Genomic DNA, 24227 nt, shown 5'->3' with positions numbered 1-24227 from the left:
GTTCAGTGAATCCCTGTCCAGGATGTTCCCAGGTCTTCGGTCGATCGATGGGGTCTCTTGGTTCGCGTCCTTGCCCATTTCGCGGTACCAGGAGGTGAGGTGGCTTTCGGTGACGTGTGCAAGGTAAGCGGCATCCGCCTTCGACGCGTGTCGGACGAACGTCGTTTCCAGCGGCACGTGGAGGTAGTAGCAGCAGGAGATGCGGAGGTGGTCCCGCACCAGAGAGGTGATCATGTGGCCGTAGCGATCGGCGACAGAATTCCTTCGAGCACCACGTGAAAGCCGGCGTTCAGTGCTTCGCGTGCCATCCTGCCCAGCAGGGCGACGTTGGCGCCGCGCGCGGTGTCGTGTTCCCTGAGCACGCTCCGGCGGATCACGTCCTGGCTCACGATGGCGACACCGCGGCCGTAGCCATCTCGCAGGCCCTGGGCCACGCTTGCCTTGCCTGACGCCGAGTTGCCGCGGATCACCACCAGACGGGTGTCCACACGGCCGGTCGAATGCCCGGGGAACCCACGACGGTGCGCGCCGCTCGGCGTGCCGGTCATGCGGGCCATCCCAACTCGCTGTACAGGTCCCCGTTCTGGGTCTCTGTGATGGCTTGGCGCGTGTAGGAGACGAGGTTGTCGGGCAGCGCGGCCGGGTCCCAGAACCTCCACCGGGTGCACTTGTCCGGCTCGCGCAGTTCCGGTTCGCCGCTCCAGGTGCGGGCGCGGAAGAACAGGCCCACGCGGGGCCGGTCCCCGGCACGGCCGATGTGGTGGACGACGTGGACGAGTTCGACGTCCTGGCGCTCGATGAGCAGGCCGACCTCCTCCCGTGCCTCCCCGATCAGGCAGGTGATGGCGCTCTCCTGCTCACAGTGGCCGGCGAGGACGTGCCAGGTGGACGGCGCGAACGCGGAGTCGGGGGGCGCAGCCCGAGCAGCACCGTTCCGTCGGGCCGCTCCAGGTAGAGGTGAACACCGAGCGTCCATGAGGCCGCCTTTTCGAACGCGGGATGAACAAGCGCATGGCGCTGTACGGGATTCACGGTGGCTCCTCGGGCTGGGATGCGGACAGGGGATCGGGTAACGGCGGGTTGGCCGTCGCTGTGACGGGTGGACGCGGGCGAAATCTAGGACGTGAATTCGGATATCGGGCCCTCTCCTTCTGTGGCCGGGCGGGGCGGGCTGTGACGCTGCCTTCGATCACTCGTGTGGGTTGCGGTACCTCCTTCGGGGGGTTGTCTGGTGCCGCCTGGTCGTCTCGGAGAAGTCGCCTCGGCTCGGCTTCGCCGAGCGTGACGGCTTCGGTCAGAGACCGCTGGTGATCCGGGCCACGTCGGTGAGAGCTAAGGGGAGCGAGTCCCTACTCGGCCCGGGATGGCCTGCACGGTGAGCTGTACGATCGCGCGTGAGGCCAGCGATGTATCCCAAGGGGTGGTTATCAATCGATGAGGCCGTCGCAGTGCTCGACGGGCCGAGTCGCGGATGCGCCGGGCCAGCCGGCTTCCCTCGGCTGTGTGAGATTTCGTGAGATGTGAGAGGGCGCGGGGCGCGAGCGAGACACCGTCGCCCCCCTGTGATACCGCGTTCACGGGCCAGAAGAGGCCCCGGTCCTGATCCTCGGGCCCTCACCGGGTACCACCTGGCACAGGTTGTAGAGACCGTCTTCGGGCGTCCACGTCAGTCCGGGGCGGACGCGTAACAGCAGGTCAGGCACTGCGGTCCGGGATCCTGCTCGACGGCGGGCCCGCCGTCCCCCGACCCAAGAACAGCGACGCTCCCTTCCGCGGCCTCGGCACCAGCAAGGGCACCTCCTGCGGCGCCGGCGGCAAACCCCGGAAGGCCGGCGAGGCCCCCCGCAAGCTTGCCGAGGCCCGCAAGGCCGCCCTCGTGCGTCGCAACGGCTGAGAGCCGTCGCCCTGGCGGCGAATCTCCTGGCCACGGGATCGGCAGCCCTCGGCCCGGCCCGAAGCCGTCATGTGCGCCTCACCTACGAAGTCAACGCCTTTGGCCGCGAGAGGGATACCCGCCGAAACGGAGCAGAATGATCTTGCCGGCGCCTCGCACTGCGCCCAGCATGACAAGCTGTGCCTGCCCACCCCCGAACCCAGGAGATCACCATGACCGCAGAGCCCGTATCTACGGAAGGTTCGGAGCCGGCTGCCCCCGAGACGTCCCCTCTGGAGCCGGACAGCAACGGCAACTATGACCTCAAGCGCAAGTTCCGCGAAGCCCTGGCGCGCAAACGCGGTGCGCAGGTGGATACCACTGATATTGCCGCCAAGTCCGACGCGTCGAAGGTGCGTTCGGCGCACGGCCCGGCTGCGAGCCAGCGGTCGTTCAGGCGCAAGAGTGGCGGCTGAGTCGATGAGTCCCGCGGCCTGACCGCTTCACCGGCACGCGCGCCATCCACTCGCGCGTCCCGTCCAGTGGCTGGCCCGCGACGTGCGCATACCCGTGTGCGCGTCGCGGGCGGGCGTAATCGGCGGACTCGCCTGAGGGAATATATGGCCGCTCCCGCGCGTGCGCCGGAGACGGGCCGTGATGCTTGCCGGAGCCAGGCTGATCTCCACGCCCGCCCGCACCATCTTTTGGGGGAGCAGCCCTTGCGCTGGGCGCGCCCCCAGCTTCCCGAAACGTTGCGCTCCGGCTGGGTCAAAATCTGTGCCCGCGAGCTGAGGTTACAACGGGACGGGCAGACAGATTCTCTACCGTATTAAGCGGGGTGGGATTCTTCACCGTACACAGGCCGCTTCGGCGTGCTACTGTCGATCTCAGTTGCAGTTGTGGTCCCAAAACTTCAAGTGCTCTCCGGGCGGCGCCTGTGCCACTGGAAGCACTTTTGTTATCCGGTCTTTTTCCCGGCGGGGTGATCATCGCGGCGACGCGGGGTCCGTGCAGTGCGGATCCCGATGCACTGCCCCAAAGGAGAAATGGCATGGCTTCTGGTACTGTCAAGTGGTTCAACGCGGAAAAGGGCTTCGGCTTCATCGAGCAGGACGGTGGCGGCGCTGACGTGTTCGCCCACTACTCGAACATTGCCGCCCAGGGCTTTCGTGAGCTGATCGAGGGCCAGAAGGTGACCTTCGACATCGCGCAGGGCCAGAAGGGCCCGACGGCCGAGAACATCGTTCTCGCCTGACGCTGCCTGTCGCGTACTTGTAGCTGGGGCCCGCGTCCTTCGGGGTGCGGGCCCCAGCTACTCGCGTATTCCGCAGTGGTTTCCCTGCGGACGGCAACCAGAAAAACCGTAGGCTCAGCGCATACGGAGCATCCTTCAGGGGTGTACGCACCCCTTCACAGCTTCACAGCTTCATAGCGGCAGACGCCCGAACATTGCGTCCGCTTCGCACTACTCAGTCCAGCGCCTGTGCCCGCACGGATTTTCCGTCGGTCAGATTCGCTGTCGCATTCCACCGGCCCATTCTTGCGATTCTCTGTGCTGCTGATCGCTGCGGGAATTCCTTGACATGTGCCGCATCGAGGAAGGTTCCGCATGAACCGCACACGCACGAACGACCGCTTCATCCGCACCCGTAACGGCAGTACCGACTCCGGCAGGGGCGGCAGCCGATTCGGCTCGTCGGCCAGGAGCCGCTCCGGCGGGCCGAGCCGCTCCGGTGGTCACGGCCGCCGGCCCGCCGCGGCCCAGGGGGAGTTCGCCCTCCCCAAGTCGATCACTCCCGCGCTCCCCGCAGTGGAGGGCTTCGCCGATCTCGACATGCCCCGAGCACTGCTGGGCGCGCTCAGCTCGCAAGGCGTGACCGTGCCCTTCCCGATCCAGGCCGCGACCCTGCCGAACTCCCTCGCCGGCCGGGACGTACTGGGCCGTGGCCGCACCGGCTCCGGCAAGACCCTCGCCTTCGGGCTGGCGCTGCTGGCCCGTACGGCCGGGCAGCGCGCCGAGGCGAGGCAGCCGCTGGCGCTGATCCTCGTACCCACGCGTGAGCTGGCGCAGCAGGTCACCGACGCGCTCGCCCCGTACGCCCGCTCCGTGCGGCTGCGGCTGGCCACGGTGGTGGGCGGAATGCCGATCGGCCGGCAGGCGAGCGCGCTGCGCGCCGGCACCGAGATCGTCGTGGCCACGCCGGGACGGCTCAAAGACCTCATCGACCGTGGCGACTGCCGGCTGAACCAGGTTTCCATCACCGTCCTCGACGAGGCCGACCAGATGGCCGACATGGGCTTCATGCCGCAGGTCACCGCCCTCCTCGACCAGGTCCGCCCCGAAGGCCAGCGCATGCTGTTCTCCGCCACTCTCGACCGCAACGTCGACCTGCTCGTGCGCCGCTACCTCAGCGACCCCGTCGTGCACTCCGTCGACCCCTCGGCCGGCGCGGTCACGACGATGGAGCACCACGTGCTCCACGTTCACGGCGCCGACAAGCACACGGCAACCACCCGGATCGCCGCACGCGACGGCCGCGTGATCATGTTCCTCGACACCAAGCACGCCGTCGACGGCCTCACCGAACACCTCCTGAACAGCGGGGTACGGGCCGCCGCCCTGCACGGCGGGAAGTCACAGCCACAGCGCACCCGCACACTGGCAGAGTTCAAGACCGGACACGTCAACGTGCTGGTGGCGACCAACGTCGCGGCGCGCGGCATCCACGTCGACAACCTCGACCTCGTCGTCAACGTCGACCCGCCGACCGACCACAAGGACTACCTCCACCGCGGCGGCCGCACCGCCCGCGCAGGAGAGTCCGGCAGCGTCGTCACCCTGGTCACCCCCGACCAGCGCCGCGGCATGACCCGCCTCATGGCAGCGGCCGGCATCGTCCCGCAGACCACCCAGGTCCGCGCCGGCGAAGAGGCCCTGCACCGCATCACCGGCGCCCAGGCCCCCTCCGGCATCCCGGTCGTCATCACCGCACCGGTGGTCGAACGCCCCAAGAAGCGCGGCGCCACCTCACGAGGCCGGCGCCGCCCCGTCTCGGCGGCCCGCCGCGCGCCCGTACGGCAGTCCACCCCCGGTGCAGCGGCATAGAACCTTCGTGTCAGGAAGCCCACCCAACTTCGCAGGAGGCACCCTTTGACGCTGGACCAGACGCACTTCCGCTCAACACGTACCAACGCCGTGCAGACGGAGGCCGATCCCGCGGACGCGGTCGGACCGCAGGTCTGGGAGGACATGACCGTGGAGGTGGCACTGTCCGTGATGGCCGCCGCCCGTACAGGTCAGCTGGTCGTCTGCGACGAGGACGGTATGGGCACCGGCCTGGTCACCCGGGACCGGCTCACGGCCGTTCGTGACGGCTCTGGATACACGGACCGGATCCGCCTGCGTGACATCGCCGACGTCATCGGGTCCTTCGCCTCGCCGCTGCCCACGAGGGCCGAAGCCGAGCGTGCGATGCGCTGCCGCCGGCTCGGGGCCCCGCCCGTGGTCGACGGACACGGCAACGCTCTGGGCGTCCTCGCCCTCTCTCGCTGAACCGCCGTCACCCTGCCCGGCCCCGTCTTCTCTTCTCCCTGGAGCCCTCATGCGCTGTATCATCGCTCGCTTCCCGTTCGACCTGACCAAGAGCGGCGTGGTGGAATCGATGAAGGGCGTCACACCTGAGCCGGTCACCGGTGAGTTCGTCATCATCGGACGACGCCACTACCCCGCCAAGCAGGTCGGCCAGGTCATCACCCGCCAGGACCGCCGTGATTTCAGCACCGGGGAAGTCCTCAGGGCCATGACCCAACTCGGCTTCACCTGCCGCACCCGCCCTACCGCCGCAACCGCGCCCGTGGCCGGCCCGGACGGGCCGGCTTCCGCAAGGCTCGGCGCTCCCCCTGTCCGCCTGACGTACGGACAGGTGTGAGCCGAACCGAGCAGTGAGGCCCCACCGGCGTGGGCGGATTCCAAGGGTCGTAGCAACATTGCGGTGAGTTGATCAAGCCGCGAGCAGTGTGAACAGACGCTCGGCTGGGGTCTCCCAGTCGAGCGTTTTGCGTGGGCGGCTGTTGAGTTCGGAGAGCCTCCAGGCCGTCGGCCGCCCGCTGAGCGGCCTCCTCCAACGACCGCCGCCGCGGCCCCCTGCTGCGGCGAGCCTCCCGCCGTCGTTGGATCGGTTTTGAGCCTCCAGGCCCAGCATGGGGTCGCCGAGCAGGAAGCAACCCACCGACAGCACTCTTCCGAGAGTGTCTACGGAAGAACCAGGCACTGGTCATGGAGAAAACCTGTCGTGACGACAGTAGACATTGGCCCGTCGCAGGGTTAATGTATCTGTCGTACCCAGGAAGTCGAAGTGGGCACGGCAGACACGAACTGCCGTGCCGGCAGGTCAAGCAGGACACGGCCCAAGGGGGTCGTGAGCAGTACCCGCGGTATCCAGCAGTATCACCGAGTAACCGAAGGTAAGGAGCGAGACGCCATCAGGATCGCCCGGGCGAGGAAGCAGTCCGCCCGGGTACCGCAGGCCCCGGATTGGAAGGTGGTCCCCGGTCACGCATCCGCGATCCCCGCAGCCCCGCCCTCCCAGGCGGACCCTGCGGACATACAAGGCCGGCGCAGCCGGCCGGTAGATGGTGTTGAAAGCTCGGGGCCCGGGTGCCAGTACGGTGCCCGGGCCCCCCGACGCGCCCCCCGGAAGAAGAGGTCTATGCCCCCTGGCAGTTCCCGCGCCGTCACCCCCCTCGATGACGACGACTACCCCGCCTACACCATGGGCCGGGCCGCCGACATGCTCGGCACCACCCCCGCCTTCCTCCGCGCCCTCGGCGAACACCGCCTGATCACCCCTTTGCGCTCCGAAGGCGGCCACCGCCGCTACTCCCGCTACCAGCTGCGCATCGCCGCTCGCGCCCGCGAACTCGTCGACCACGGCACCCCCATCGAGGCCGCCTGCCGCATCATCATCCTCGAAGACCAACTCGAAGAAGCGCAGCGCATCAACGAACAACTGCGCACACAAGGCCCCGAGCCGCAGTCGAAGACCTCAGCCTGACCGGACGCAGGCACGAAGACACGGACGACGCTCCCGGGCCGCCACCGACTGGACCCCCCCCATCGGCCCCTGAAACGAGCGCCCCTTACTCCCACCGGGCAGGGACCCCGGCGATCACCACGCTGGGGTCCTTCTCTGGACAAGACGGTTCCCCCGGTCCCGGGCCGGAGCCCTGCCAGCGCGCCGGTTGCCCGTCGGCGGCCTGCCGGGCCCAGTGAGGCACATGCTTGCCGTGTCGGCGTCCGTGCCGTCCGCGCGTCTGGCACGATGGCACTTCAGGACTCCGAGATCTCGTGGCGGCTTTTGAGCTCACCTTGGCCGGTCCCGCCTTGACCCCTCCCTGTCCGGTCGCTGGCGTCACCGGATCGTCCCCGGGACACCCGTTGTGGTGCCCCGACCATGTCGGGAGGAGGTAATGGATCACCTGTCCCGCTCTCCGGGTACCGTCAGGGTATGAGTCATCCGCACCCCGAGCTGAAAGCCGCACCGCCCCTTCCCGAAGGAGGGCTGCGGGTCATCGCCCTGGGCGGCCTGGGTGAGATCGGCCGCAACATGACCGTCTTCGAGCACGCGGGCAAGCTGCTCATCGTCGACTGCGGTGTCCTGTTCCCCGAGGAGACCCAGCCCGGTGTGGACGTGATCCTGCCGGACTTCACCTCGATCCGGGACCGGCTGGACGACATCGTGGCCGTGGTCCTCACCCACGGCCACGAGGACCACATCGGCGGCGTGCCGTACCTGCTGCGCGAGCGGAGGGACATCCCGGTCGTCGGCTCCAAGCTGACCCTGGCCTTCCTGGAGGCCAAGCTCAAGGAGCACGGCATCCGGCCGCGCACGGTGCGGGTGCGCGAGGGCGACCGGCGTGGCTTCGGGCCCTTCGACTGCGAGTTCGTGGCGGTCAACCACTCCATCCCCGACAGCCTCGCGGTCGCGATCCGTACCCGGGCCGGGATGGTGCTGCACACCGGCGACTTCAAGATGGACCAGTTCCCTCTCGACGACCGCATCACCGACCTGCGCGCCTTCGCCCGCCTCGGCGAGGAGGGCGTGGACCTGTTCCTGACCGACTCCACCAACGCCGAAGTACCCGGCTTCACCACCTCCGAGCGAGAGCTGAACCCGGCGATCGAGCAGGTGATGCGCACCGCGCCTCGCCGGGTCATCGTCTCCAGTTTCGCCAGCCACGTGCACCGCATCCAGCAGGTCCTGGACGCCGCCCACCAGTACGGCCGCAAGGTCGCCTTCGTCGGGCGGTCGATGGTCCGCAACATGGGCATCGCCCGTGACCTGGGCTATTTGAAGGTCCCCTCCGGCCTGGTCGTGAGCACGAAGGAGTTGGAGAAGCTCCCGGACCACAAGATCACTCTGGTCTGCACCGGCTCGCAGGGCGAACCGATGGCCGCGCTGTCCCGGATGGCCAACCGCGACCACATGATCCGCATCGGCAAGGGCGACACCGTCCTGCTCGCCAGCTCCCTCATCCCCGGCAACGAGAACGCCATCTACCGGGTGATCAACGGACTCACCCGGTGGGGCGCCAACGTCGTCCACAAGGGCAACGCCAAGGTGCACGTCTCCGGGCACGCCAGCGCCGGCGAACTCGTCTACTGCTACAACATCGTCAAGCCCCGCAACGTCATGCCCGTCCACGGCGAGTGGCGCCACCTGCGGGCCAACGCCGACCTCGCCATCCGTACCGGTGTCGACCCCGAACGGGTCGTCATCGCCGAGGACGGCGTCGTCGTCGACCTGATCGACGGGCGCGCCTCCATCACCGGCAAGGTCCCCGCCGGCAACGTCTACGTGGACGGCATGGAAGTCGGCGGCGCCACCGAAGCGTCCCTCAAGGACCGCCTCACCCTCGCCGAAGAGGGCGTCGTCACGGTGGTGGCGATCGTCGACGCCGACACCGGCGCCCTCGCCGAGGCCCCCGACTTCCTGGCCCGGGGCTTCGTCCACGACGACGCCACCTTCGAGCCGGTCATCCCCGTCATCGAGAAGACCCTGGCCACCGCGGCCGAGGAAGGCGTCGGGGACGCCCACCAGCTGGAACAGCTCATCGCCCGCGCCGTGGCGAACTGGGCGTTCCGCACCCACCGCCGCAAGCCCCTCGTCATCCCCGTCATCATCGACGCCTGAGCCGCACTCGGGCAGGCGTCCGGGGGCGGACGCCGATGTGCACGAGGTGAAACCCGGCGACGAGTCGATCCTGATGTCCCGCCTCATCACCGGCCCACCGGCCCACCGCGTCGGCCCGGGCGGCGGCGCCTGACCCCGGGAATCGTGAGCCAGGCGCTTGTGACAATCAGGCGGCGACGAGCTCCTGCTCACTGTCCGGCGTCTTGACCTCGGGCTTCCTGTTCGGCAGCGAGAGCCGGAAGACCTTGCGCCACGCGGAGAACACCTGCTTGGGCAGCGGTCCGGTGACGTACTCCAGCTCGTACTTCTCGAACAGTGCGCGCACCTTCACCGCGACCTCGGCGTACCGGTTGCTCGGCAGGTCCGGGAACAGGTGGTGCTCGATCTGGTGCGACAGGTTGCCCGTCATGAAGTGCATGGCCTTGCTGCCGCTGATGTTCGCCGAGCCCATCATCTGGCGCAGGTACCACTGGCCGCGTGTCTCGCCCTCGATCGACCGGCGCTCGAAGACCTGCACGCCCTCCGGGAAGTGTCCGCACATGATCACCGAGTGGGACCAGATGTTGCGGACCAGGTTCGCGGTGAACGTGGCGGCGAGCGTGGTGAGGAAGGAGGGGCCCGACAGGAGCGGGTGGATCACGTAGTCCTTGAGGACCTGCTTGCGGATCTTGCGGCCCACGGCCTTGGCCCGCGCGCGGAACTCCGGGTCCTTGCGGCGGCGCTTGTTCAGGTTCTTGCCCAGCTCCAGGTCGTACGCCGCGATGCCGTACTCGAAGAAGCAGGCGTTGATGAAGTTCCACAGCGGCTGGCCGAGGTGGGACGGGTGCCACTCCTGGTCCTCGTCGACGCGCATGATGCCGTAGCCGAGGTCGTTGTCCTTGCCGATCACGTTGGTGTACGTGTGGTGCAGCTCGTTGTGCGAGTGCTTCCACTGGTCGGCCGGCGAGACGTGGTCCCACTCCCAGGTGGTGGAGTGGATCTTCGGGTCTCGCATCCAGTCCCACTGGCCGTGCAGGATGTTGTGGCCGATCTCCATGTTGTCCATGATCTTCGCCACGGACAGGCCGGCGGTGCCGAGCAGCCACGCGGGCGGGAAGATCGAGAACAGCAGTACGCCCCTGCTGACGAGCTCGAGCGTGCGCTGTGCCGAGATGACCTTGCGGATGTAGGCGGCGTCCTTCTCGCCGCGGCCGGCGATCACCTCGTCGCGGATCGCGTCCAGCTCGCGGCCGAGCTCCTCGATCTGCTCCTCGGTCAGGTGGGCGGTGGGGTCGATGGCGGTCAAGCTGCTCCTACCGTTCGATGTCGCAGGGGCCCGCCGCGGCGGACACACAGGTCTGGATGAGGACGCCCGGCTCGGCCTCGGTGATCTCGCCGGTACGCAGGTCTCGGACGGCGCCACCCCTGAGCGGCGTGACACAGCCGAAGCAGATGCCCATGCGGCACCCGGACGGCATGAGCACGCCGGCCTCCTCGCCGACGTCCAGCAACGGCGTAGCGCCGTCCGCGTCGACGGTCTTGCCGGTGGCGCTGAACGTGACCTCGCCGCCGCGTCCGTCGCCGGCGACGACGATGCCGGGGCGGAAGCGTTCGGTGTGCAGGCGCTCTTGGACGCCGTGCCCGCTCCAGTGCTCTTCGGCGGCGTCGAGCAGGCCCGCGGGCCCGCAAGCCCAGGTCTCGCGCTCGGCCCAGTCGGGCACGAGTTCGTCGAGACGGGCGATGTCGAGCATGCCGTCCGTGTCGGTGTGCACCTCGAGGAGCCGCAGCTTCTTGTCCGCGACCAGATCGTGCAGTTCGTTGCGGAAGATCACGTCCTGTGGCCGTGGCGCGCAGTGGACCATGACGACGTCGTCGAGACCGGTGTCGCGCAGCATGCCCATCACGGGCGTGATGCCGCTGCCGGCCGTCAGGTAGAGCACCTTGGCGGGCTTGGCCTGCGGCAGCACGAAGTCACCGGTCGCCTGGTCGAGCTGGATCAACGTGCCCGGTTTCGCCCTGCGGACCAGGTGGTTGCTGACCTTGCCGTCCGGGATCGCCTTCACGGTGATCGTGACGCGGCCGTCCTGGCGGTTCGTCGGCGAGGTGATGGAGTAGGCACGCCACAGGCGCACCCCGTCGACGTCGACCCCGATCCGCACGTACTGACCGGCTGTGTGGCCGCGCCAGCCCCGTCCCGGCCTGATCACGACCGTCGCGGCGTCATCCGTCTCGGGGTGCACGGCCTCGATGCGCCCCCGCAGGTCAGCGCCCGCACGCAGTGGGCTGACCAGGTCGAGGTAGTCCGACGGCAGCAGCGGCGTCGTGACCATCTCCAGCAGTTTCCACGCCCTGCTGCGAAGGGCTGCACTCGTCATGACTCCAGCTTGCTGCGTCTCAGGGCGTAAAGTCCTGACCGTAGGACGTGAATCTGGTGGGTGGAATTGTTCGCAGGGAATAAGAACGTGAGTCGTGTAACCCAGAGGGCCAGCGAACTGGCCCTGGACGAGACGACGGTCACCGCACTTCGGGCCGCGCTGAAGACCACAGCCGACGAGGTCGTCCAGGCGATCATCGACGAGGTCCCTCCCTACGCCAACGCCCTTTCGGGCAGCATGGGCGGCACCATCCGCCGAGCCGTCCGCACCGCCCTGGGGCACTACCTGGACCTCGCGAGCGGGAATGCCACGGGCGGCGACGGCGGTGACGCGGCCTACGAGCTGGGCCGCGGCGAGGTGCGCGACGGCCGTTCGATGGACGCCCTGCTCAGCGCCTACCGCGTCGGCGCCCGCGTGGCCTGGCGATGCCTGGCAGCGGGCGCCGTGTCCGCAGGTCTGCCCGCCGCCGAGGTCGCCAAGTTCGCCGAGCTGACCTTCGCCTACATCGACGAGCTCTCCGCCGCGAGCGCCGCGGGCCACGCCGACGAACTGGTCGCCCGGGGCAGGGCCCACGAGCGTCACCTGGAACACCTGGCCCGCGACCTCCTCGCCGGCGTGAGCCCGGACGTGCTGCTGGCCTCTGCTCAACGGGCCGGATGGCAGCCTCCGGATTCGCTGACCGCGGTCCTGCTGCCCGCCGCCCAAGCCCGGCCTGCCTACCGCGCGCTCGACCCGAACACCCTCGTCCTGGACGATCTGCCGGACGCCACCGGTGTGCTGCTCGTCCCCGATGCCGACCGATCACATCTCTTGCGGCAGCTGACCGACCGCACCGCCGTGGTCGGCCCGGCCCGGCCATGGACTCGTGCGTCGGCCTCGTACGCACGAGCGGTACGCGCGCGCTCCCTCTCCTCTGATATCCGTGACACCGAGGACCACCTGCCCGAGCTGGTGCTGAGCGCCGACATGGACGCGTTCGCAGACCTGCGTGTCCGAGCCCTCGCACCGTTGCGCACCTTGCCTGTCGCGACCGCACGGCGGCTGGAGGAGACGTTGCGGGCGTGGCTGCTCCACCAGGGCAGGCGGGACGAGGTGGCGGCGGCGTTGTTCGTCCATCCCCAGACAGTCCGGTACCGGATGTCGCAGCTGCGAGAGCTGTTTCCGGATCTCGCATCGCCACACCGGGTCCTTGAACTGACGCTGGCGGTCGGTCTTCGGGCCAGTTGACGCGTACTTCGACCGTCCACGAACTCCCGGCGGTTCCCGGGACCGTGTTCGGTGTCTACCTGACCCCGGGCTGCGGCTGACCGGGTTCGGGCGCACCGCCCGCCACACCGAGGCGTCCTCTGCTGCCCTTTGCGGAGCCGTGAGATCATCCGATGCCTCGAGCGATACGCCGCCCGCGAGGTCTTCAACCTGGTCAGACCGGTTCCCCGTACCCCCGCGTTATAGGGGCGTCTGTGAGACGTGAGAAGGTCTGGGGCGTGAGTGAGACACCGTCGAACACCCTGCAATACCGCTTTGACGGGCCGGAAGAAGCCCCGGTCCTGATCCTGGGTCCCTCACTGGGTACCACCTGGCACATGTGGGACCGGCAGGTCCCCGAGCTGGCGCAGCAGTGGCGGGTCTTCCGGTTCGACCTGCCGGGACACGGCGGCGCCCCCGCCCACCCGGCGGCCTCCGTCGCCGACCTCACCACGCGGCTGCTGGCCACGCTCGACGGGCTCGGCGTCCAGCGGTTCGGGTACGCCGGATGCGCGCTGGGCGGTGCGGTCGGTGTGGAGCTGGCACTGCGCCACCCCGAGCGCCTCGCCTCGCTCGCGCTGATCGCCGCGTCCCCGCGGTTCGGCACGGCCGACGAGTTCCGCCAGCGCGGCGTGATCGTGCGGACCAACGGGCTCGACCCCATCGCCCGCACCGCACCGGACCGCTGGTTCACCGGCGGGTTCGCCGCCGCGCAGCCCGCGATCACCGAGTGGGCCGTGCAGATGGTCCGCACCACCGACCCCGGCTGCTACATCGCCGCCTGCGAGGCGCTCGCCTCGTTCGACGTCCGCCCGGAACTGGGCCGGGTCGGAGTGCCGACCCTCGTCCTGGTCGGCTCCGACGACCAGGTCACCGGCCCCGCCGAGGCCCGCACCCTGGTCGCCGGCATCCCCGACGCCCGGCTCGCCGTCGTCCCCGGCGCCTCCCACCTGGTGCCGGTCGAGCAGCCGGCGGCCGTCACCGATCTGCTGGTCCGGCACTTCACCACCGCCTGGCAGCCCGCCTACGACACCGCCACCGGCCAGACCGCGATCCCCGCGGCCCCGGTCAAGCCCGTCCTGGCCGCGGCGCCGCAGCCCGTGCAGACCCCGCCCCTGACGCCGGCCGGCGAGATAGCCCCGGCCCCCGTACCGCCGCAGGCGCCGGGGCGCCCGGACCCGTACGAGGCGGGGCTCAAGGTGCGCCGGGAGGTGCTCGGCGACGCCCACGTCGACCGGGAGCTGGAGCAGGCCGGCGACTTCTCCGGCGACTTCCAGGAACTCCTCACCCGCTACGCCTGGGGCGAGATCTGGGACCGGCCGGGCCTCGACCGCCGGACCCGCAGCTGCATCGCCCTCACCGCCCTCGTCGCCGGCGGCCACACGGAGCCGCTCGCCTCTCACACCCGCGCCGCCCTGCGCAACGGCCTCACCCCCGACGAGATCAAGGAGGTGCTGCTCCAGGCGGCCGTGTACTGCGGCGTACCGGCCGCGGCCGGCGCCTTCCGGGTGGCCCAGCGGGTCATACAGGAGGAGACGACGCCGGCGGAGTGATCCACCGGGCGGAAGCCCGCCTCACCCCGGCCGGACCCGCGAAGCCCGCTCCGGCCGGACCTGCGACGCCCGTCCCGGCCGGACCTGCGACGCCCGTCCCGGCCGGACCTGCGACGCCCGTCCCGGCCGGGCCCGCGGAGTCCGACCGGCCGCACCCCGCGGAGTCCGACCGGCCGGACGCCGCGGGAGCCGCCCGCGGGAGCCGCCCGGCACGGTTCCCCGCCTGAGCCGCCCGGCACGGCGCGTCACCGGAGTGGCCCGGCACGGTGCCCCGCCGGAACCGCCCGGCACGGCGCCCCGCCGGAGCGGGCGGCGCAGCGCCCCGGCCGGGCCCGCGCGGCAGGATGGGATCATGAAGTTCACGAAGAAGTCACACTCCTGCGTCCGGCTCGAGAAGGACGGCCGGAGCCTCGTCCTGGACCCCGGCGCCTTCACCGAGGAGGACGCCGCGCTCGGCGCGGACGCCATCCTCGTCACCCACGAGCACCCCGACCACTTCGACGAACTGCGGCTGCGCGCCGCCATGGAGATCAACCCGGCCGCGCAGATCTGGACGCTGCGGTCGGTCGCCGAGAAGATCACCTCCGCGTTCCCGGGCCGGGTGCACACCGTCGGCCACGGCGACACCTTCACCGCCGCGGGCTTCGAGGTGCAGGTGCACGGCGAGCTGCACGCGGTGATCCACCCGGACATCCCGCGGATCACCAACATCGGCTTCCTGATCGACGGCGGCAAGGTCTTCCACCCCGGCGACGCCCTCACCGTGCCCGAGCACCCGGTCGAGACGCTGATGCTGCCGGTGATGGCCCCCTGGAACAAGATCTCCGAGGTCATCGACTACGTCCGCGAGGTACGGCCGCAGCGTGCCTACGACATCCACGACGCCCTCCTCACCGACCTCGCCCGCCCCGTCTACGACCGTCAGATCGGTCAGCTGGCCGGTGCCGAGCACCTGCGGCTGGCGCCGGGCGACTCCGCGCACGTCTGACCACCGGCCGGGCCCGCACCCGCCTCAACCCTCGCACCGGCCTCAGTCCTCGCACCCGGCCCAGCCCCGGCGCCCGCCCGGGCCCCCGCACCCGGGCGGGGCCGCGTTGTCGGACCCGCCCGGTAGGTTGTGGGGCATGCGCATCGCGACCTGGAACGTGAACTCGATCACCGCCCGCCTGCCGAGGCTCCTGGCCTGGCTGGAGAGCAGCGGCACGGACGTGCTCTGCCTCCAGGAGGCCAAGGTCGCCGAGGACCAGTTCCCCGCCGGCCGGCTGCGCGAGCTGGGCTACGAGACGGCGGTCCACGCCACCGGCCGGTGGAACGGCGTGGCGGTGCTCTCCCGCGTCGGCCTCGAGGACGTGGTCAACGGCCTGCCCGGCGACCCCGGCTTCGAGGGTGTGCAGGAGCCCCGTGCGATCTCGGCCACCTGCGGCCCGGTCCGCGTCTGGTCGGTGTACGTGCCCAACGGCCGCGAGGTGAACCACCCGCACTACGCGTACAAGCTCCAGTGGTTCGAGGCGCTGCGCGCGGCCGTGGCCGGCGACGCGACGGGCAGCCGCCCCTTCGCGGTCATGGGCGACTACAACGTGGCTCCGACGGACGACGACGTCCACGACCCCGCCGCCTTCGAGGGCTCCACCCACGTCACCCCGGCCGAGCGCGCCGCCCTCGCCTCCCTGCGCGAGGCCGGCCTGTCCGACGTGGTGCCGCGCCCGCTGAAGTACGACCGGCCCTTCACCTACTGGGACTACCGTCAGCTCTGCTTCCCGAAGAACCGCGGCATGCGCATCGACCTGGTGTACGGCAACGCGCCCTTCGCCGAGGCGGTCAAGGACGCCTACGTCGACCGTGAGGAGCGCAAGGGCAAGGGCGCCTCGGACCACGCGCCGGTCGTGGTCGACCTGGACGTGTAGTCCGCCCCGGGGCAGCGGCGCGGGTCAGGGCTCCAGGAGCGCCAGGTCCACCGACTCCGCCAGGGCCGCCAGCCCGGCGTCCCCGGGGTGCAGATGGTCCCCGCTGTCGTAGGCGGGCAGCATCCGCGACGGGTCGGCCGGGTCGCGCAGCACGGCGTCGAAGTCGAGGACGGCGGCGAAATCGGCGCCGCCCCGCAGCCAGTCGTTGACCGCGCTCCGCTCGGCGTCGACGGCGGCCGTGCACGCGGCCGACCCGCCGCAGGGCAGGATCGTCGCCGCCAGCATCCGCAGCCCCCGCTCCCGCCCCCGCTGCGCGAGCTGCCGCAGCCCGGCGATCACCTGCTCGGCCGGCGTGCCCGCCCGCAGGTCGTTGACGCCCTCGAAGACCACCGCCGTGCGCGCCGAGGTCTGTGCGAGGACGTCCCGGTCGAACCGGTGCACGGCGCTGACGCCCGCCGTGTCCGCCGACACCCCCTCGCCCGGGTAGCGGTCGGTGACGACCCGGTTGCCGGAGATGCCGTGGTTGAGCACCCCGTAGCGGGGCACGGCGCGCTGCGCGCGCAGCCGCGCGGCCAGCACGTCCGGCCAGCGCCGGTTCGCGTCGGGCGTGGACGCGGTGCCGTCCGTGATCGAGTCGCCGAGCAGCACCACCGAGCCGGGCCCGCCGCCCACGTCCACCCCGGTCAGCAGCGGCCAGCCGGTCAGCACGGAGGTGTAGGCGGCGGCCGAGCCGTCCGCCGTGTGGTCGCCCGGCTCGCTCAGATACGACCGCTGCACCGCGAGCCGGTGCAGCGGAAGGGCCGCCACCGTGCCCGGCAGATGAAAGCTGACGAGCAGGTTGGTGCCGGCCGGCACCGGGAAGGCGAGCGGATCGCTGTACGCCTGGGCCCCCGCCGGGATCTCCACGCCCGCCGCACCGGCGAACGACAGCGCCACCGGTGCCCGCCGTGCCGCCGCCCCCGCCGCCTGCACGGCGACGGTCGCGCCACCGATCCGTACCGGGGCCGCAGCGAACGTGTTGTCGAACCGCACCCGCACCCGGGGCCCGCCCGCCGAGGTGTGCACCACGAGCCGCAGCGTCCGCCCGGTCCACGGGCCCACCGGTGCCAGCCCGCCGGTCGACGCCGCCCAGGTGCCCGTCCAGTCCCGCCCGGCGTCCCGTACCGACAGCGCGAACACATGCAGGCCGGGTGCGCGCGGCAGCCGCACGGCGACCACCTCGCGCCCCGGGGACAGCGGCACGGTCACCACGTACAGCAGGGCCCGCTCGGCGAGCGGGCCGGCGGGCGTGTTCACCCGCGGCAGCGCCACCGCCTTCGTCGCGAGCGGGCCGGTGCGCCAGTCCGGCGCGGTCAGCCGGTAGGGGGAGCGCCCGCCGTCCGCGTACCTCACCTCGCCCGCACCGCCCACGGGGCCGCCGTCCGTGCCCGCGACCAGGAACGCGAGCGCGTCGCCGCGCCCGGTGACCCGTACCGACTGGCCGTTCGCCCGGACGTTGTCCGGCTCGCCCGCGCGCCGTCGCGGCCAGGTCAGCCGGGCGCCCTGCACGGTCAGGACGCGGCCCGGTGTCCACCCGGCGGCGGCCAGGTCCCGCGCCGACAGGGAGGCGCCCGCGCCGTCGAAGTCCGCCTCGCCCGGCCGGGCGTCGTCGCTGACGGCCGTGTTGTCGAACAGCCGCTCCAGCGGCACCGGGACGGCCCCCTGCGCCGCGACCGCCCGGGTGACGGCACCCGGCACCAGCGCGGCCAGCAGGGCGACGACGACCGCGCAACTCACCACCCATCGGCGCACGGCCGGCTCCTCCCGCCACACGGGCCCGCACACCGCGGGACGCACGGCGAAGCTAGAAAGCGGCCGGCGGTCCGTCAACGAGCCATGCGGACGCGGCCGGTGAAGTCGTCCGGAAGCGACCCACCGCGTGCCTGTGGTGCGTACGGGGGTACGAATGACAGTCTGGAGGTATGAACCTCTCTTTCCTGGGCAAGCGACGCGAGCCACCCGCAGCCCCGGACGCCGAGGGCATCGCCGGTCTGCTGGCCGAGTGCGAACTGCTGCGTTCGCAGGCGGCCCGGGAGGGGGTCCGGCTCGACGACTCGGCGGCCTCGCTGGAAGAACTCGACCAGCTCGTGCCGCGCTGGCGGGACGACGAGGAGACCCTGTCCTGGCTCGGCAACGACGCGGGTCTGTACCTGGGCACGGTCATCGTGCGCACGGTCCCCGGTGCCGCCTGGCGCATCCGGTCCGACGGCCAGCCGGTCGTCCGCCTCGCCTCCGGCCGGGAGTTCGACGTGGTGGCCTCCGGGCGCGCGTGGGCCGCCAGCGGGGTGCCGGAGCTGTCGCAGCTGTACGCCGAGGTCGCCGAGCCCTGAGCAGACCCGCAACCCCTGTGGCGGTAAATACGGCTAATGCCCGAAAAGTGCGTGTCGGGTGTGCGCCATCCCCCGGTCCGGATACGTTGCCGCCGTCCGGAGGCCACCGAGAAGGAGGGCCGGCACCGCCGTCGATCCCCTGACCGAGCGCCGTACCCGTCGGCGGCAGCCGCAGATCACTGCTCGTAGCGAGGAGAAGGTCAGCTGCCCGCCCGCCGGGTGGCGCCCGGTCGCTCTCAGGAGGCCCGGTGGGAGTTGCGGGGAGCGGGTGGTGCCGGCAGCGGACTCGTCGCCGCGCGGGTCACGTCCCCGATCAGCTCCACCATGTCCGGCCCGTAGGCCTGCGAGTTGACCACCTTGAGCAGCAGCACGAAGGAGGCGTTGCCGTGCTTGCGGGCGAGCCGTTCGTGGTTGCGGGCGAGGTAGCGGGTGGCGGCCTGGTTGGTGACGGCCCGTTGCCCGCAGAACAGGAACACCGGCCGGGACTCGCGCCGGTCGCCGGCGGTCAGCCGGGCCAGCAGCACGTACTCCGCGACGCCCGGGTCCATGCGGTAGCGCTCGGCGCCGATCTGGAAGGCGCCCCGGTCCGGCCCCGGTTCCGGGTCGACGTTGACCCGTACGCCGGGGAGCATCGCCGTCATGTGGGCCGCCATGCGCCGGTTCGAGCCGGGGCCGCCCACACAGAACTCGGTGCGCTCCCCGAAGCCCTGGTGGACCGCGTCCTGGGTGACCATCTGGACATGGGCGCCGCAGTCCTTGATCAGCGCGGACAGCTCGAGCAGCGCGAAGACGTCGATGCGGTGGACCGCCGGTTCGACCATCGCCGGATCGCGGTTGACGACGAGCAGCGACTCGGAGTTCTCCGGCAGGCCGAAGAAGGCCTGCTTGCGCCTCCGTTTCCGCCGCCACAGGTACGTACGGGCGATCCAGCCCAGCGCGGCGCTGATGCCCGCCGCGACCACGCCCAGGACGATGTTGCGCACGTCGTCAGTCATGGGCGCGCATGCTAGCGGGCGCGGCCGGACCCGTGTTCGACCAGGCGCCGCGAGGCGCTCCTGACGCGGTCATGATGAGCAACTAGGCTGCGTGGACGGCCTTTGAGCGGAGGTGCGCATGCGTCGTCCCGTCGGACGCAAGCTGACGGTTCTGGCGGTCACGGCCGCCATGGTGTCGCTGGGGGCGGCAGCCCCGCCCACCGAACGGACCGGGCCACCGGCCGAGCGGACAGGACCGTCCGCCGAACGGACAGGGTCGGCCGCCGAGCGGCCCGGACCGTCCGCCGAACAGACAGAGTCGGCCGCCGAGCGGCACGGGTCATCCGCCGAGCGGCCCGGGCAGGCCGGGAAGGCCCCGGTCGCCGTCGGGTACGGCGGCGCGGTCGCCAGTGTCGACCCGGACGCCTCCGCCGCCGGCATCGAGGTGCTGCGCAAGGGCGGCAACGCCGTGGACGCCGCCGTCGCCACCGCCGCCGCGCTCGGCGTCACCGAGCCCTACTCGGCCGGCATCGGCGGAGGCGGCTACTTCGTCCACTACGACGCCGGGTCCCGCACGGTGCACACCGTCGACGGCCGCGAGACCGCGCCGCTCACGGCCGACGAGCACCTGTTCACCGAGGACGGCGAGCCGATCCCCTTCGCCGAGGCCGTCGGCAGCGGACTCGCCGTCGGCACCCCGGGCACGCCGGCCACCTGGCGGACCGTCCTGGACCGGTGGGGCAGCAAGCGGCTCGCCACCCTGCTGAAACCCGCCGAGCGCCTGGCCCGGCACGGCTTCACCGTCGACGAGACCTTCCGCGCGCAGACCGCCGCCAACGAGGAGCGGTTCCGCCGCTTCCCCGACACCGCCGAGCTGTTCCTGCCGGGCGGCCGGCTCCCCGCCGTCGGCTCCACCTTCACCAACCCCGACCTCGCCCGCACCTACCGCGAACTGGCCCGCGAGGGCGTCGGCGCCATCTACCACGGCGACATCGGCGCGGACATCGTCGCCACCGTCGCCAAGCCCCCGGTGGACCCCGGCTCCGGCTGGAACGCCCGCCCCGGCGAGCTGTCCGAACGGGACCTGGCCGCCTACCGCACCAGGCTCCAGCCGCCGACGAAGACCTCGTACCGGGGACTCGACGTCTACTCCATCGCCCCGTCCTCCTCCGGTGGCACCACGGTCGGCCAGGCCCTGAACATGCTGGAGGGCACCGACCTTTCCCGGGCCGACGACAGCCGCTACCTTCACCGCCTCATCGAGGCGAGCCGCATCGCCTTCGCCGACCGCGGACGCTGGGTCGGCGACCCGGCGTTCGAGGACGTGCCGACGAAGGAACTGCTGTCGCAGCGCTACGCCGACTCCCGCGCCTGCCTGATCCAGGACGACGCGGCGCTCACCAGCCCGCTCGCCCCCGGCGACCCGCGCGACCCCGAGCCCTGCGCATCCCGCGGACCGGCGGCGCCGACGACGTACGAGGGGGAGAGCACCACCCATCTGACGACCGCCGACCGATGGGGCAACGTCGTCGCCTACACCCTCACCATCGAGCAGACCGGCGGCAGCGGCATCACCGTGCCCGGCCGCGGCTTCCTGCTCAACAACGAGCTGACCGACTTCTCCTTCGTGCCCGCCGCCCCGGCGGTGCACGACCCGAACCTGCCCGGACCCGGCAAGCGGCCCCGGTCCTCCATCGCGCCGACGATCGTCCTGGACCGCCACGACCGCCCGGTGGTGGCGCTGGGCTCACCCGGCGGCGCGACCATCATCACCACCGTCCTGCACACCCTCACCGGCTTCCTCGACCGCGGCCTGCCCCTGGTCGACGCGATCGCCGCGCCACGCGCCAGCCAGCGCAACACGGCACGCACCGACCTCGAACCCGGCCTCTACGACAGCGGCCTGCGCGAGCGGCTGAAGGCCCTCGGGCACTCCTTCACCCGCAACCCCGAGATCGGCGCGGCGACCGCCGTGCAGCGGCTGCCGGACGGACGCTGGCTGGCCGCCGCCGAGAAGGAACGACGCGGCGGCGGCTCGGCGATGGTGGTGCGGCCCGGCCGCTAGAACGACGGTGGGCGGCCCGGCCGCAGAAGGACGGAGGAGCGGTTCGGCCGCTGGACGTACGCAGGAGCGGCCCGGCCGCCGACGGATCGGGGGAGTGGCCGCGAGCGGCCCGTCACAGCTCCGGGGCGGGCGTCTCCCGGGTGCGGAACACCAGGCGCCCGCCCTCGACGTCCACCGTCACCCGGCCGCCGTCCGCGACCCGGCCGTCGAGCAGCAGCCGGGACAGCTCGTTGTCGACCTCCCGCTGGATGGTGCGGCGCAGCGGGCGGGCGCCGTACTCCGGCTGGTAGCCGCGCTCGGCCAGCCAGTCGACGGCCGCGTCGGTGAAGTCCACGGTGACGCCCTGGGCGTGCAGCAGCCGCCGGGTCTGCTCCAGCAGCAGGCTGGTGATCCGCCGCAGCTGGTCGCCGCTGAGCTGGCGGAAGACGACGATCTCGTCGATGCGGTTGAGGAACTCCGGGCGGAAGTGCTCGCGCAGCGGGCGCAGCACCTGCTCGCGCCGGGCCTCCTCGTCCGCCTCCGAGCCGCCCGCGCCGAAGCCGATGCCCGCGCCCCGGCGGGTGATCACGTCGGAGCCCAGGTTGCTGGTCATCACCACCACGGTGTTGCTGAAGTCGACCGTGCGGCCCTGAGAGTCGGTAAGCCGCCCGTCGTCCAGCACCTGGAGCAGGATGTTGAAGACGTCCGGATGGGCCTTCTCCACCTCGTCCAGCAGCAGCAGCGAGTACGGGTGCCGGCGCACCACCTCGGTCAGCTGCCCGGCCTCCTCGTGCCCGACGTAGCCGGGCGGGGCGCCGACCAGCCGGCTGACGGTGTGCCGTTCCTGGTACTCGCTCATGTCGAGGCGGACCATGCGGTCCTCGCTGCCGAACAGGGCCTCGGCGAGCGCGCGGGCCAGCTCGGTCTTGCCGACACCGGTGGGGCCGAGGAACAGGAAGCTGCCGATCGGCCGGTCGGGGCTGGCCAGGCCCGCCCGGGAGCGCAGCACGGCGTCGGAGACGACCCGCACGGCGTCGTCCTGGCCGACGACCCGCTGGTGCAGATGCTCCTCCAGGCCCAGCAGCCGGTCCTTCTCCTCCTGGGTGAGGCTGCTGACCGGGATGCCGGTCTGCCGGGAGACCACCTCGGCGATGGCCTCGGTGCCGACGACCAGGTTGCCCTCGTCGGCCTCCTCGTTGCCGTCCGCCTCGGCGATCCGCCGCTTCAGCTCGGTGATCCGGTCGCGCAGCTGCATCGCCTGCTCGTAACTCTCGTCGGCGACGGCCTGGTCCTTGTCCCGGACCAGCTGATCGACCTCGCGCTCCATGGTGCGCACGTCCGTGCCCTTGGTCCGCGCGCGCAGCCGCACCCGGGCCCCGGCCTGGTCGATGAGGTCGATGGCCTTGTCGGGCAGCCGCCGGTCGGTGAGGTAGCGGTCGGACATCTCCACGGCCGCCACCAGCGCCTCGTCGGTGTAGCGGACCTGGTGGTGGGCCTCGTAGCGGTCGCGCAGTCCGCGCAGGATCTCGATCGCGTCCGCCGTGGTGGGCTCCGGCACCAGGATCGGCTGGAAGCGGCGGGCCAGTGCCGCGTCCTTCTCGATCCGGCGGTACTCCTCCAGGGTGGTCGCGCCCACGATGTGCAGTTCGCCGCGGGCCAGGGCCGGCTTGAGGATGTTCCCGGCGTCCATCGACCCGCTCTCGCCGCCGCCGCCCGCGCCGACGACCGTGTGCAGTTCGTCGATGAAGACGATCAGCCGGTCGGAGTTGGTGCGGATCTCGTCGACGATGTTGTTCATCCGCTCCTCGAAGTCGCCGCGGTAGCGGGTGCCGGCGACCACGCCCGTCAGGTCCAGCGCCACCACCCGGCGGCCGAGCAGCACGTCCGGCACGTCGTCGTCGGCGATGCGCTGCGCCAGTCCCTCGACGACGGCGGTCTTGCCGACCCCCGCGTCCCCGATCAGGACGGGGTTGTTCTTGCCCCGGCGGGAGAGGACCTCGACGGTCTGCTCGATCTCCTTCTCGCGGCCGATGACCGGGTCGATACGGCCCTGCCGGGCCAGGTCGGTGAGGTCGCGGCTGTACTTGTCCAGCGTCGGCGTGTTCGCGGGTTGGGGGCGCTCGGTCCCGCGGGCGGGGGACGCGGCCTCCGGCGCGCCTTCCCGGGGCAGCCCCGAGGGCGCGAACCGGGCCGCGTTCAGGATGTGCCCGGCGGCCGAGTCGGGGTTGGCGGCCAGCGCGCTGAGCACGTGCTCCGGGCCGATGTATCCGGTGCCGGACGTGCGTGCCATCTCGTGCGCGTCCAGCAGGGCGCGCTTGACGGCCGGGGTCAGGGAGAGCGAGGTGGGCGGCGGGGCCTCGCCGGGGGCGTGCTGCACCGGGCCGGACCGCTCGTCGATCTGCGACGCCAGCGAGTCGGGGTCGGCGCCCGCCCGGCTGAGCAGACTGCGGGTCGGCTCGGTGGCCAGGGCGGCCCGCAGCAGGTGTTCGGTGTCCAGATCGCGGCTGCCGTGCTCGGCGGCGTACTGGGCGGCACCCCGCACCAGCTCACGGGCGGGCTGACTGAGCAGTCGGCCGATGTCGATCTGCCGGGGGCGCGGGCCCCCGAAGAACCGTGCGAGGAACTCCGCGAACGGGTCGCCCTCCGGGCCCATGAAGCCGCTGGTCATCGTTTCCGTGCCTCCGCTGCTTCTCCGCTGCCGCTTGCCTTGACGTGTCG

At 71.4% G+C, this 24227-nt stretch carries 20 protein-coding genes and 1 pseudogene; 14 read left to right on the top strand and 7 right to left on the bottom strand.

Features of this window, described 5'->3' with window-relative positions; translation table 11 throughout:
• Window positions 1-230: 230 nt before the first annotated feature.
• The gene (locus ACZ45Q_RS33310) at window positions 231-548 is read right to left on the bottom strand and encodes an AAA family ATPase (RefSeq protein ID WP_468268677.1); all 318 of its coding nucleotides are present in this window, start codon (window positions 546-548) and stop codon (window positions 231-233) included.
• On the bottom strand, window positions 545-976 hold the full coding sequence (locus ACZ45Q_RS33305; protein WP_468268674.1) for an NUDIX domain-containing protein: 432 nt from the start codon (window positions 974-976) through the stop codon (window positions 545-547). The genes ACZ45Q_RS33310 and ACZ45Q_RS33305 overlap by 4 nt, the downstream gene beginning before the upstream one ends.
• A gap of 726 nt (window positions 977-1702) precedes the next feature.
• Here ACZ45Q_RS33305 and ACZ45Q_RS33300 point away from each other — a divergent pair.
• The 8 genes and pseudogenes from ACZ45Q_RS33300 to ACZ45Q_RS33265 form a co-directional block, all read left to right on the top strand.
• Window positions 1703-1894 (top strand): annotated as a pseudogene (locus ACZ45Q_RS33300) (DEAD/DEAH box helicase); the annotation flags it as partial.
• A gap of 212 nt (window positions 1895-2106) precedes the next feature.
• Complete coding sequence (locus tag ACZ45Q_RS33295; protein WP_468268671.1) at window positions 2107-2349, top strand: DUF5302 domain-containing protein; 243 nt, start codon at window positions 2107-2109, stop codon at window positions 2347-2349.
• A 575-nt stretch (window positions 2350-2924) separates the two neighbouring features.
• Entirely contained in the window at window positions 2925-3128 is a 204-nt protein-coding gene (locus ACZ45Q_RS33290; protein WP_043505040.1) for a cold-shock protein, read from the top strand.
• A gap of 354 nt (window positions 3129-3482) precedes the next feature.
• Entirely contained in the window at window positions 3483-4979 is a 1497-nt protein-coding gene (locus tag ACZ45Q_RS33285) for a DEAD/DEAH box helicase (RefSeq protein WP_468268667.1), read from the top strand.
• A 45-nt stretch (window positions 4980-5024) separates the two neighbouring features.
• Entirely contained in the window at window positions 5025-5426 is a 402-nt protein-coding gene (locus tag ACZ45Q_RS33280; protein WP_468268664.1) for a CBS domain-containing protein, read from the top strand.
• A 49-nt stretch (window positions 5427-5475) separates the two neighbouring features.
• Window positions 5476-5802, top strand: a complete 327-nt coding sequence (locus ACZ45Q_RS33275) for an SCO5918 family protein (RefSeq protein WP_468268661.1) — start codon at window positions 5476-5478, stop codon at window positions 5800-5802.
• A gap of 780 nt (window positions 5803-6582) precedes the next feature.
• Window positions 6583-6927 carry a MerR family transcriptional regulator gene (locus ACZ45Q_RS33270; RefSeq protein WP_468268658.1) on the top strand — a complete coding sequence of 115 codons (345 nt, stop codon included), beginning with the start codon at window positions 6583-6585 and terminating at the stop codon, window positions 6925-6927.
• Window positions 6928-7380: 453 nt separating this feature from the next.
• On the top strand, window positions 7381-9066 hold the full coding sequence (locus ACZ45Q_RS33265) for a ribonuclease J (RefSeq protein ID WP_468268655.1): 1686 nt from the start codon (window positions 7381-7383) through the stop codon (window positions 9064-9066).
• 166 nt (window positions 9067-9232) lie between these two features.
• On the opposite strand, the gene ACZ45Q_RS33260 is transcribed toward ACZ45Q_RS33265, so the two are convergent.
• Both ACZ45Q_RS33260 and ACZ45Q_RS33255 read right to left on the bottom strand, forming a co-directional pair.
• Window positions 9233-10351 carry a fatty acid desaturase family protein gene (locus tag ACZ45Q_RS33260; protein WP_468268652.1) on the bottom strand — a complete coding sequence of 373 codons (1119 nt, stop codon included), beginning with the start codon at window positions 10349-10351 and terminating at the stop codon, window positions 9233-9235.
• 7 nt (window positions 10352-10358) lie between these two features.
• Window positions 10359-11420: a ferredoxin reductase gene (locus ACZ45Q_RS33255; RefSeq protein WP_468268649.1), complete on the bottom strand. Its 1062-nt coding sequence runs from the start codon at window positions 11418-11420 to the stop codon at window positions 10359-10361.
• 87 nt (window positions 11421-11507) lie between these two features.
• Here ACZ45Q_RS33255 and ACZ45Q_RS33250 point away from each other — a divergent pair, with 87 nt between their 5' ends.
• The 4 genes from ACZ45Q_RS33250 to ACZ45Q_RS33235 all read left to right on the top strand — a co-directional run bounded on the left by ACZ45Q_RS33250 (window position 11508) and on the right by ACZ45Q_RS33235 (window position 16122).
• A complete protein-coding gene (locus ACZ45Q_RS33250; protein ID WP_468268646.1) occupies window positions 11508-12647 on the top strand; it encodes a PucR family transcriptional regulator in 1140 nt (379 codons plus the stop codon).
• 257 nt (window positions 12648-12904) lie between these two features.
• On the top strand, window positions 12905-14218 hold the full coding sequence (gene pcaDC / locus ACZ45Q_RS33245) for a bifunctional 3-oxoadipate enol-lactonase/4-carboxymuconolactone decarboxylase PcaDC (RefSeq protein ID WP_468268643.1): 1314 nt from the start codon (window positions 12905-12907) through the stop codon (window positions 14216-14218).
• A 352-nt stretch (window positions 14219-14570) separates the two neighbouring features.
• Window positions 14571-15206, top strand: a complete 636-nt coding sequence (locus ACZ45Q_RS33240; protein ID WP_468268640.1) for an MBL fold metallo-hydrolase — start codon at window positions 14571-14573, stop codon at window positions 15204-15206.
• Window positions 15207-15342: 136 nt separating this feature from the next.
• Window positions 15343-16122: an exodeoxyribonuclease III gene (locus ACZ45Q_RS33235; RefSeq protein WP_468268637.1), complete on the top strand. Its 780-nt coding sequence runs from the start codon at window positions 15343-15345 to the stop codon at window positions 16120-16122.
• 24 nt (window positions 16123-16146) lie between these two features.
• Here ACZ45Q_RS33235 and ACZ45Q_RS33230 read toward each other — a convergent pair whose 3' ends face one another.
• Window positions 16147-17913: an SGNH/GDSL hydrolase family protein gene (locus ACZ45Q_RS33230; protein WP_468268634.1), complete on the bottom strand. Its 1767-nt coding sequence runs from the start codon at window positions 17911-17913 to the stop codon at window positions 16147-16149.
• Window positions 17914-18083: 170 nt separating this feature from the next.
• On the opposite strand from ACZ45Q_RS33230, the gene ACZ45Q_RS33225 reads away from it, so the two are divergent.
• Window positions 18084-18491, top strand: coding sequence for a DUF6278 family protein (locus ACZ45Q_RS33225; protein ID WP_468268631.1), 408 nt, complete (start codon window positions 18084-18086; stop codon window positions 18489-18491).
• A gap of 236 nt (window positions 18492-18727) precedes the next feature.
• Here ACZ45Q_RS33225 and ACZ45Q_RS33220 read toward each other — a convergent pair whose 3' ends face one another.
• Window positions 18728-19486 (bottom strand): hypothetical protein, encoded by a 759-nt coding sequence (locus ACZ45Q_RS33220; protein ID WP_468268628.1) that lies wholly within the window; start codon window positions 19484-19486, stop codon window positions 18728-18730.
• Between the two features lie 118 nt (window positions 19487-19604).
• On the opposite strand from ACZ45Q_RS33220, the gene ggt reads away from it, so the two are divergent.
• The gene (gene ggt, locus ACZ45Q_RS33215; RefSeq protein WP_468268625.1) at window positions 19605-21530 is read left to right on the top strand and encodes a gamma-glutamyltransferase; all 1926 of its coding nucleotides are present in this window, start codon (window positions 19605-19607) and stop codon (window positions 21528-21530) included.
• A gap of 112 nt (window positions 21531-21642) precedes the next feature.
• On the opposite strand, the gene ACZ45Q_RS33210 is transcribed toward ggt, so the two are convergent.
• A complete protein-coding gene (locus ACZ45Q_RS33210) occupies window positions 21643-24177 on the bottom strand; it encodes an ATP-dependent Clp protease ATP-binding subunit (RefSeq protein WP_468268622.1) in 2535 nt (844 codons plus the stop codon).
• Window positions 24178-24227: the final 50 nt, after the last annotated feature.

The sequence above is a fragment of the Streptomyces sp. NPDC031049 genome, from assembly GCF_055571015.1.
Note: the sequence above shows the minus strand (reverse complement) of the source record. Positions and strands in the feature narration are given on the sequence as shown.

What these genes read in the sequence shown, in the direction of transcription:
- ACZ45Q_RS33310 (WP_468268677.1), bottom strand. Translation starts at nt 548, where the DNA reads ATGACCGGCACGCCGAGCGGCGCGCACCGTCGTGGGTTCCCCGGGCAT.
- ACZ45Q_RS33305 (WP_468268674.1), bottom strand. Translation starts at nt 976, where the DNA reads ATGGACGCTCGGTGTTCACCTCTACCTGGAGCGGCCCGACGGAACGGT.
- ACZ45Q_RS33295 (WP_468268671.1), top strand. Translation starts at nt 2,107, where the DNA reads ATGACCGCAGAGCCCGTATCTACGGAAGGTTCGGAGCCGGCTGCCCCC.
- ACZ45Q_RS33290 (WP_043505040.1), top strand. Translation starts at nt 2,925, where the DNA reads ATGGCTTCTGGTACTGTCAAGTGGTTCAACGCGGAAAAGGGCTTCGGC.
- ACZ45Q_RS33285 (WP_468268667.1), top strand. Translation starts at nt 3,483, where the DNA reads ATGAACCGCACACGCACGAACGACCGCTTCATCCGCACCCGTAACGGC.
- ACZ45Q_RS33275 (WP_468268661.1), top strand. Translation starts at nt 5,476, where the DNA reads ATGCGCTGTATCATCGCTCGCTTCCCGTTCGACCTGACCAAGAGCGGC.
- ACZ45Q_RS33270 (WP_468268658.1), top strand. Translation starts at nt 6,583, where the DNA reads ATGCCCCCTGGCAGTTCCCGCGCCGTCACCCCCCTCGATGACGACGAC.
- ACZ45Q_RS33265 (WP_468268655.1), top strand. Translation starts at nt 7,381, where the DNA reads ATGAGTCATCCGCACCCCGAGCTGAAAGCCGCACCGCCCCTTCCCGAA.
- ACZ45Q_RS33255 (WP_468268649.1), bottom strand. Translation starts at nt 11,420, where the DNA reads ATGACGAGTGCAGCCCTTCGCAGCAGGGCGTGGAAACTGCTGGAGATG.
- ACZ45Q_RS33240 (WP_468268640.1), top strand. Translation starts at nt 14,571, where the DNA reads ATGAAGTTCACGAAGAAGTCACACTCCTGCGTCCGGCTCGAGAAGGAC.
- ACZ45Q_RS33235 (WP_468268637.1), top strand. Translation starts at nt 15,343, where the DNA reads ATGCGCATCGCGACCTGGAACGTGAACTCGATCACCGCCCGCCTGCCG.
- ACZ45Q_RS33225 (WP_468268631.1), top strand. Translation starts at nt 18,084, where the DNA reads ATGAACCTCTCTTTCCTGGGCAAGCGACGCGAGCCACCCGCAGCCCCG.
- ACZ45Q_RS33220 (WP_468268628.1), bottom strand. Translation starts at nt 19,486, where the DNA reads ATGACTGACGACGTGCGCAACATCGTCCTGGGCGTGGTCGCGGCGGGC.
- ggt (WP_468268625.1), top strand. Translation starts at nt 19,605, where the DNA reads ATGCGTCGTCCCGTCGGACGCAAGCTGACGGTTCTGGCGGTCACGGCC.
- ACZ45Q_RS33210 (WP_468268622.1), bottom strand. Translation starts at nt 24,177, where the DNA reads ATGACCAGCGGCTTCATGGGCCCGGAGGGCGACCCGTTCGCGGAGTTC.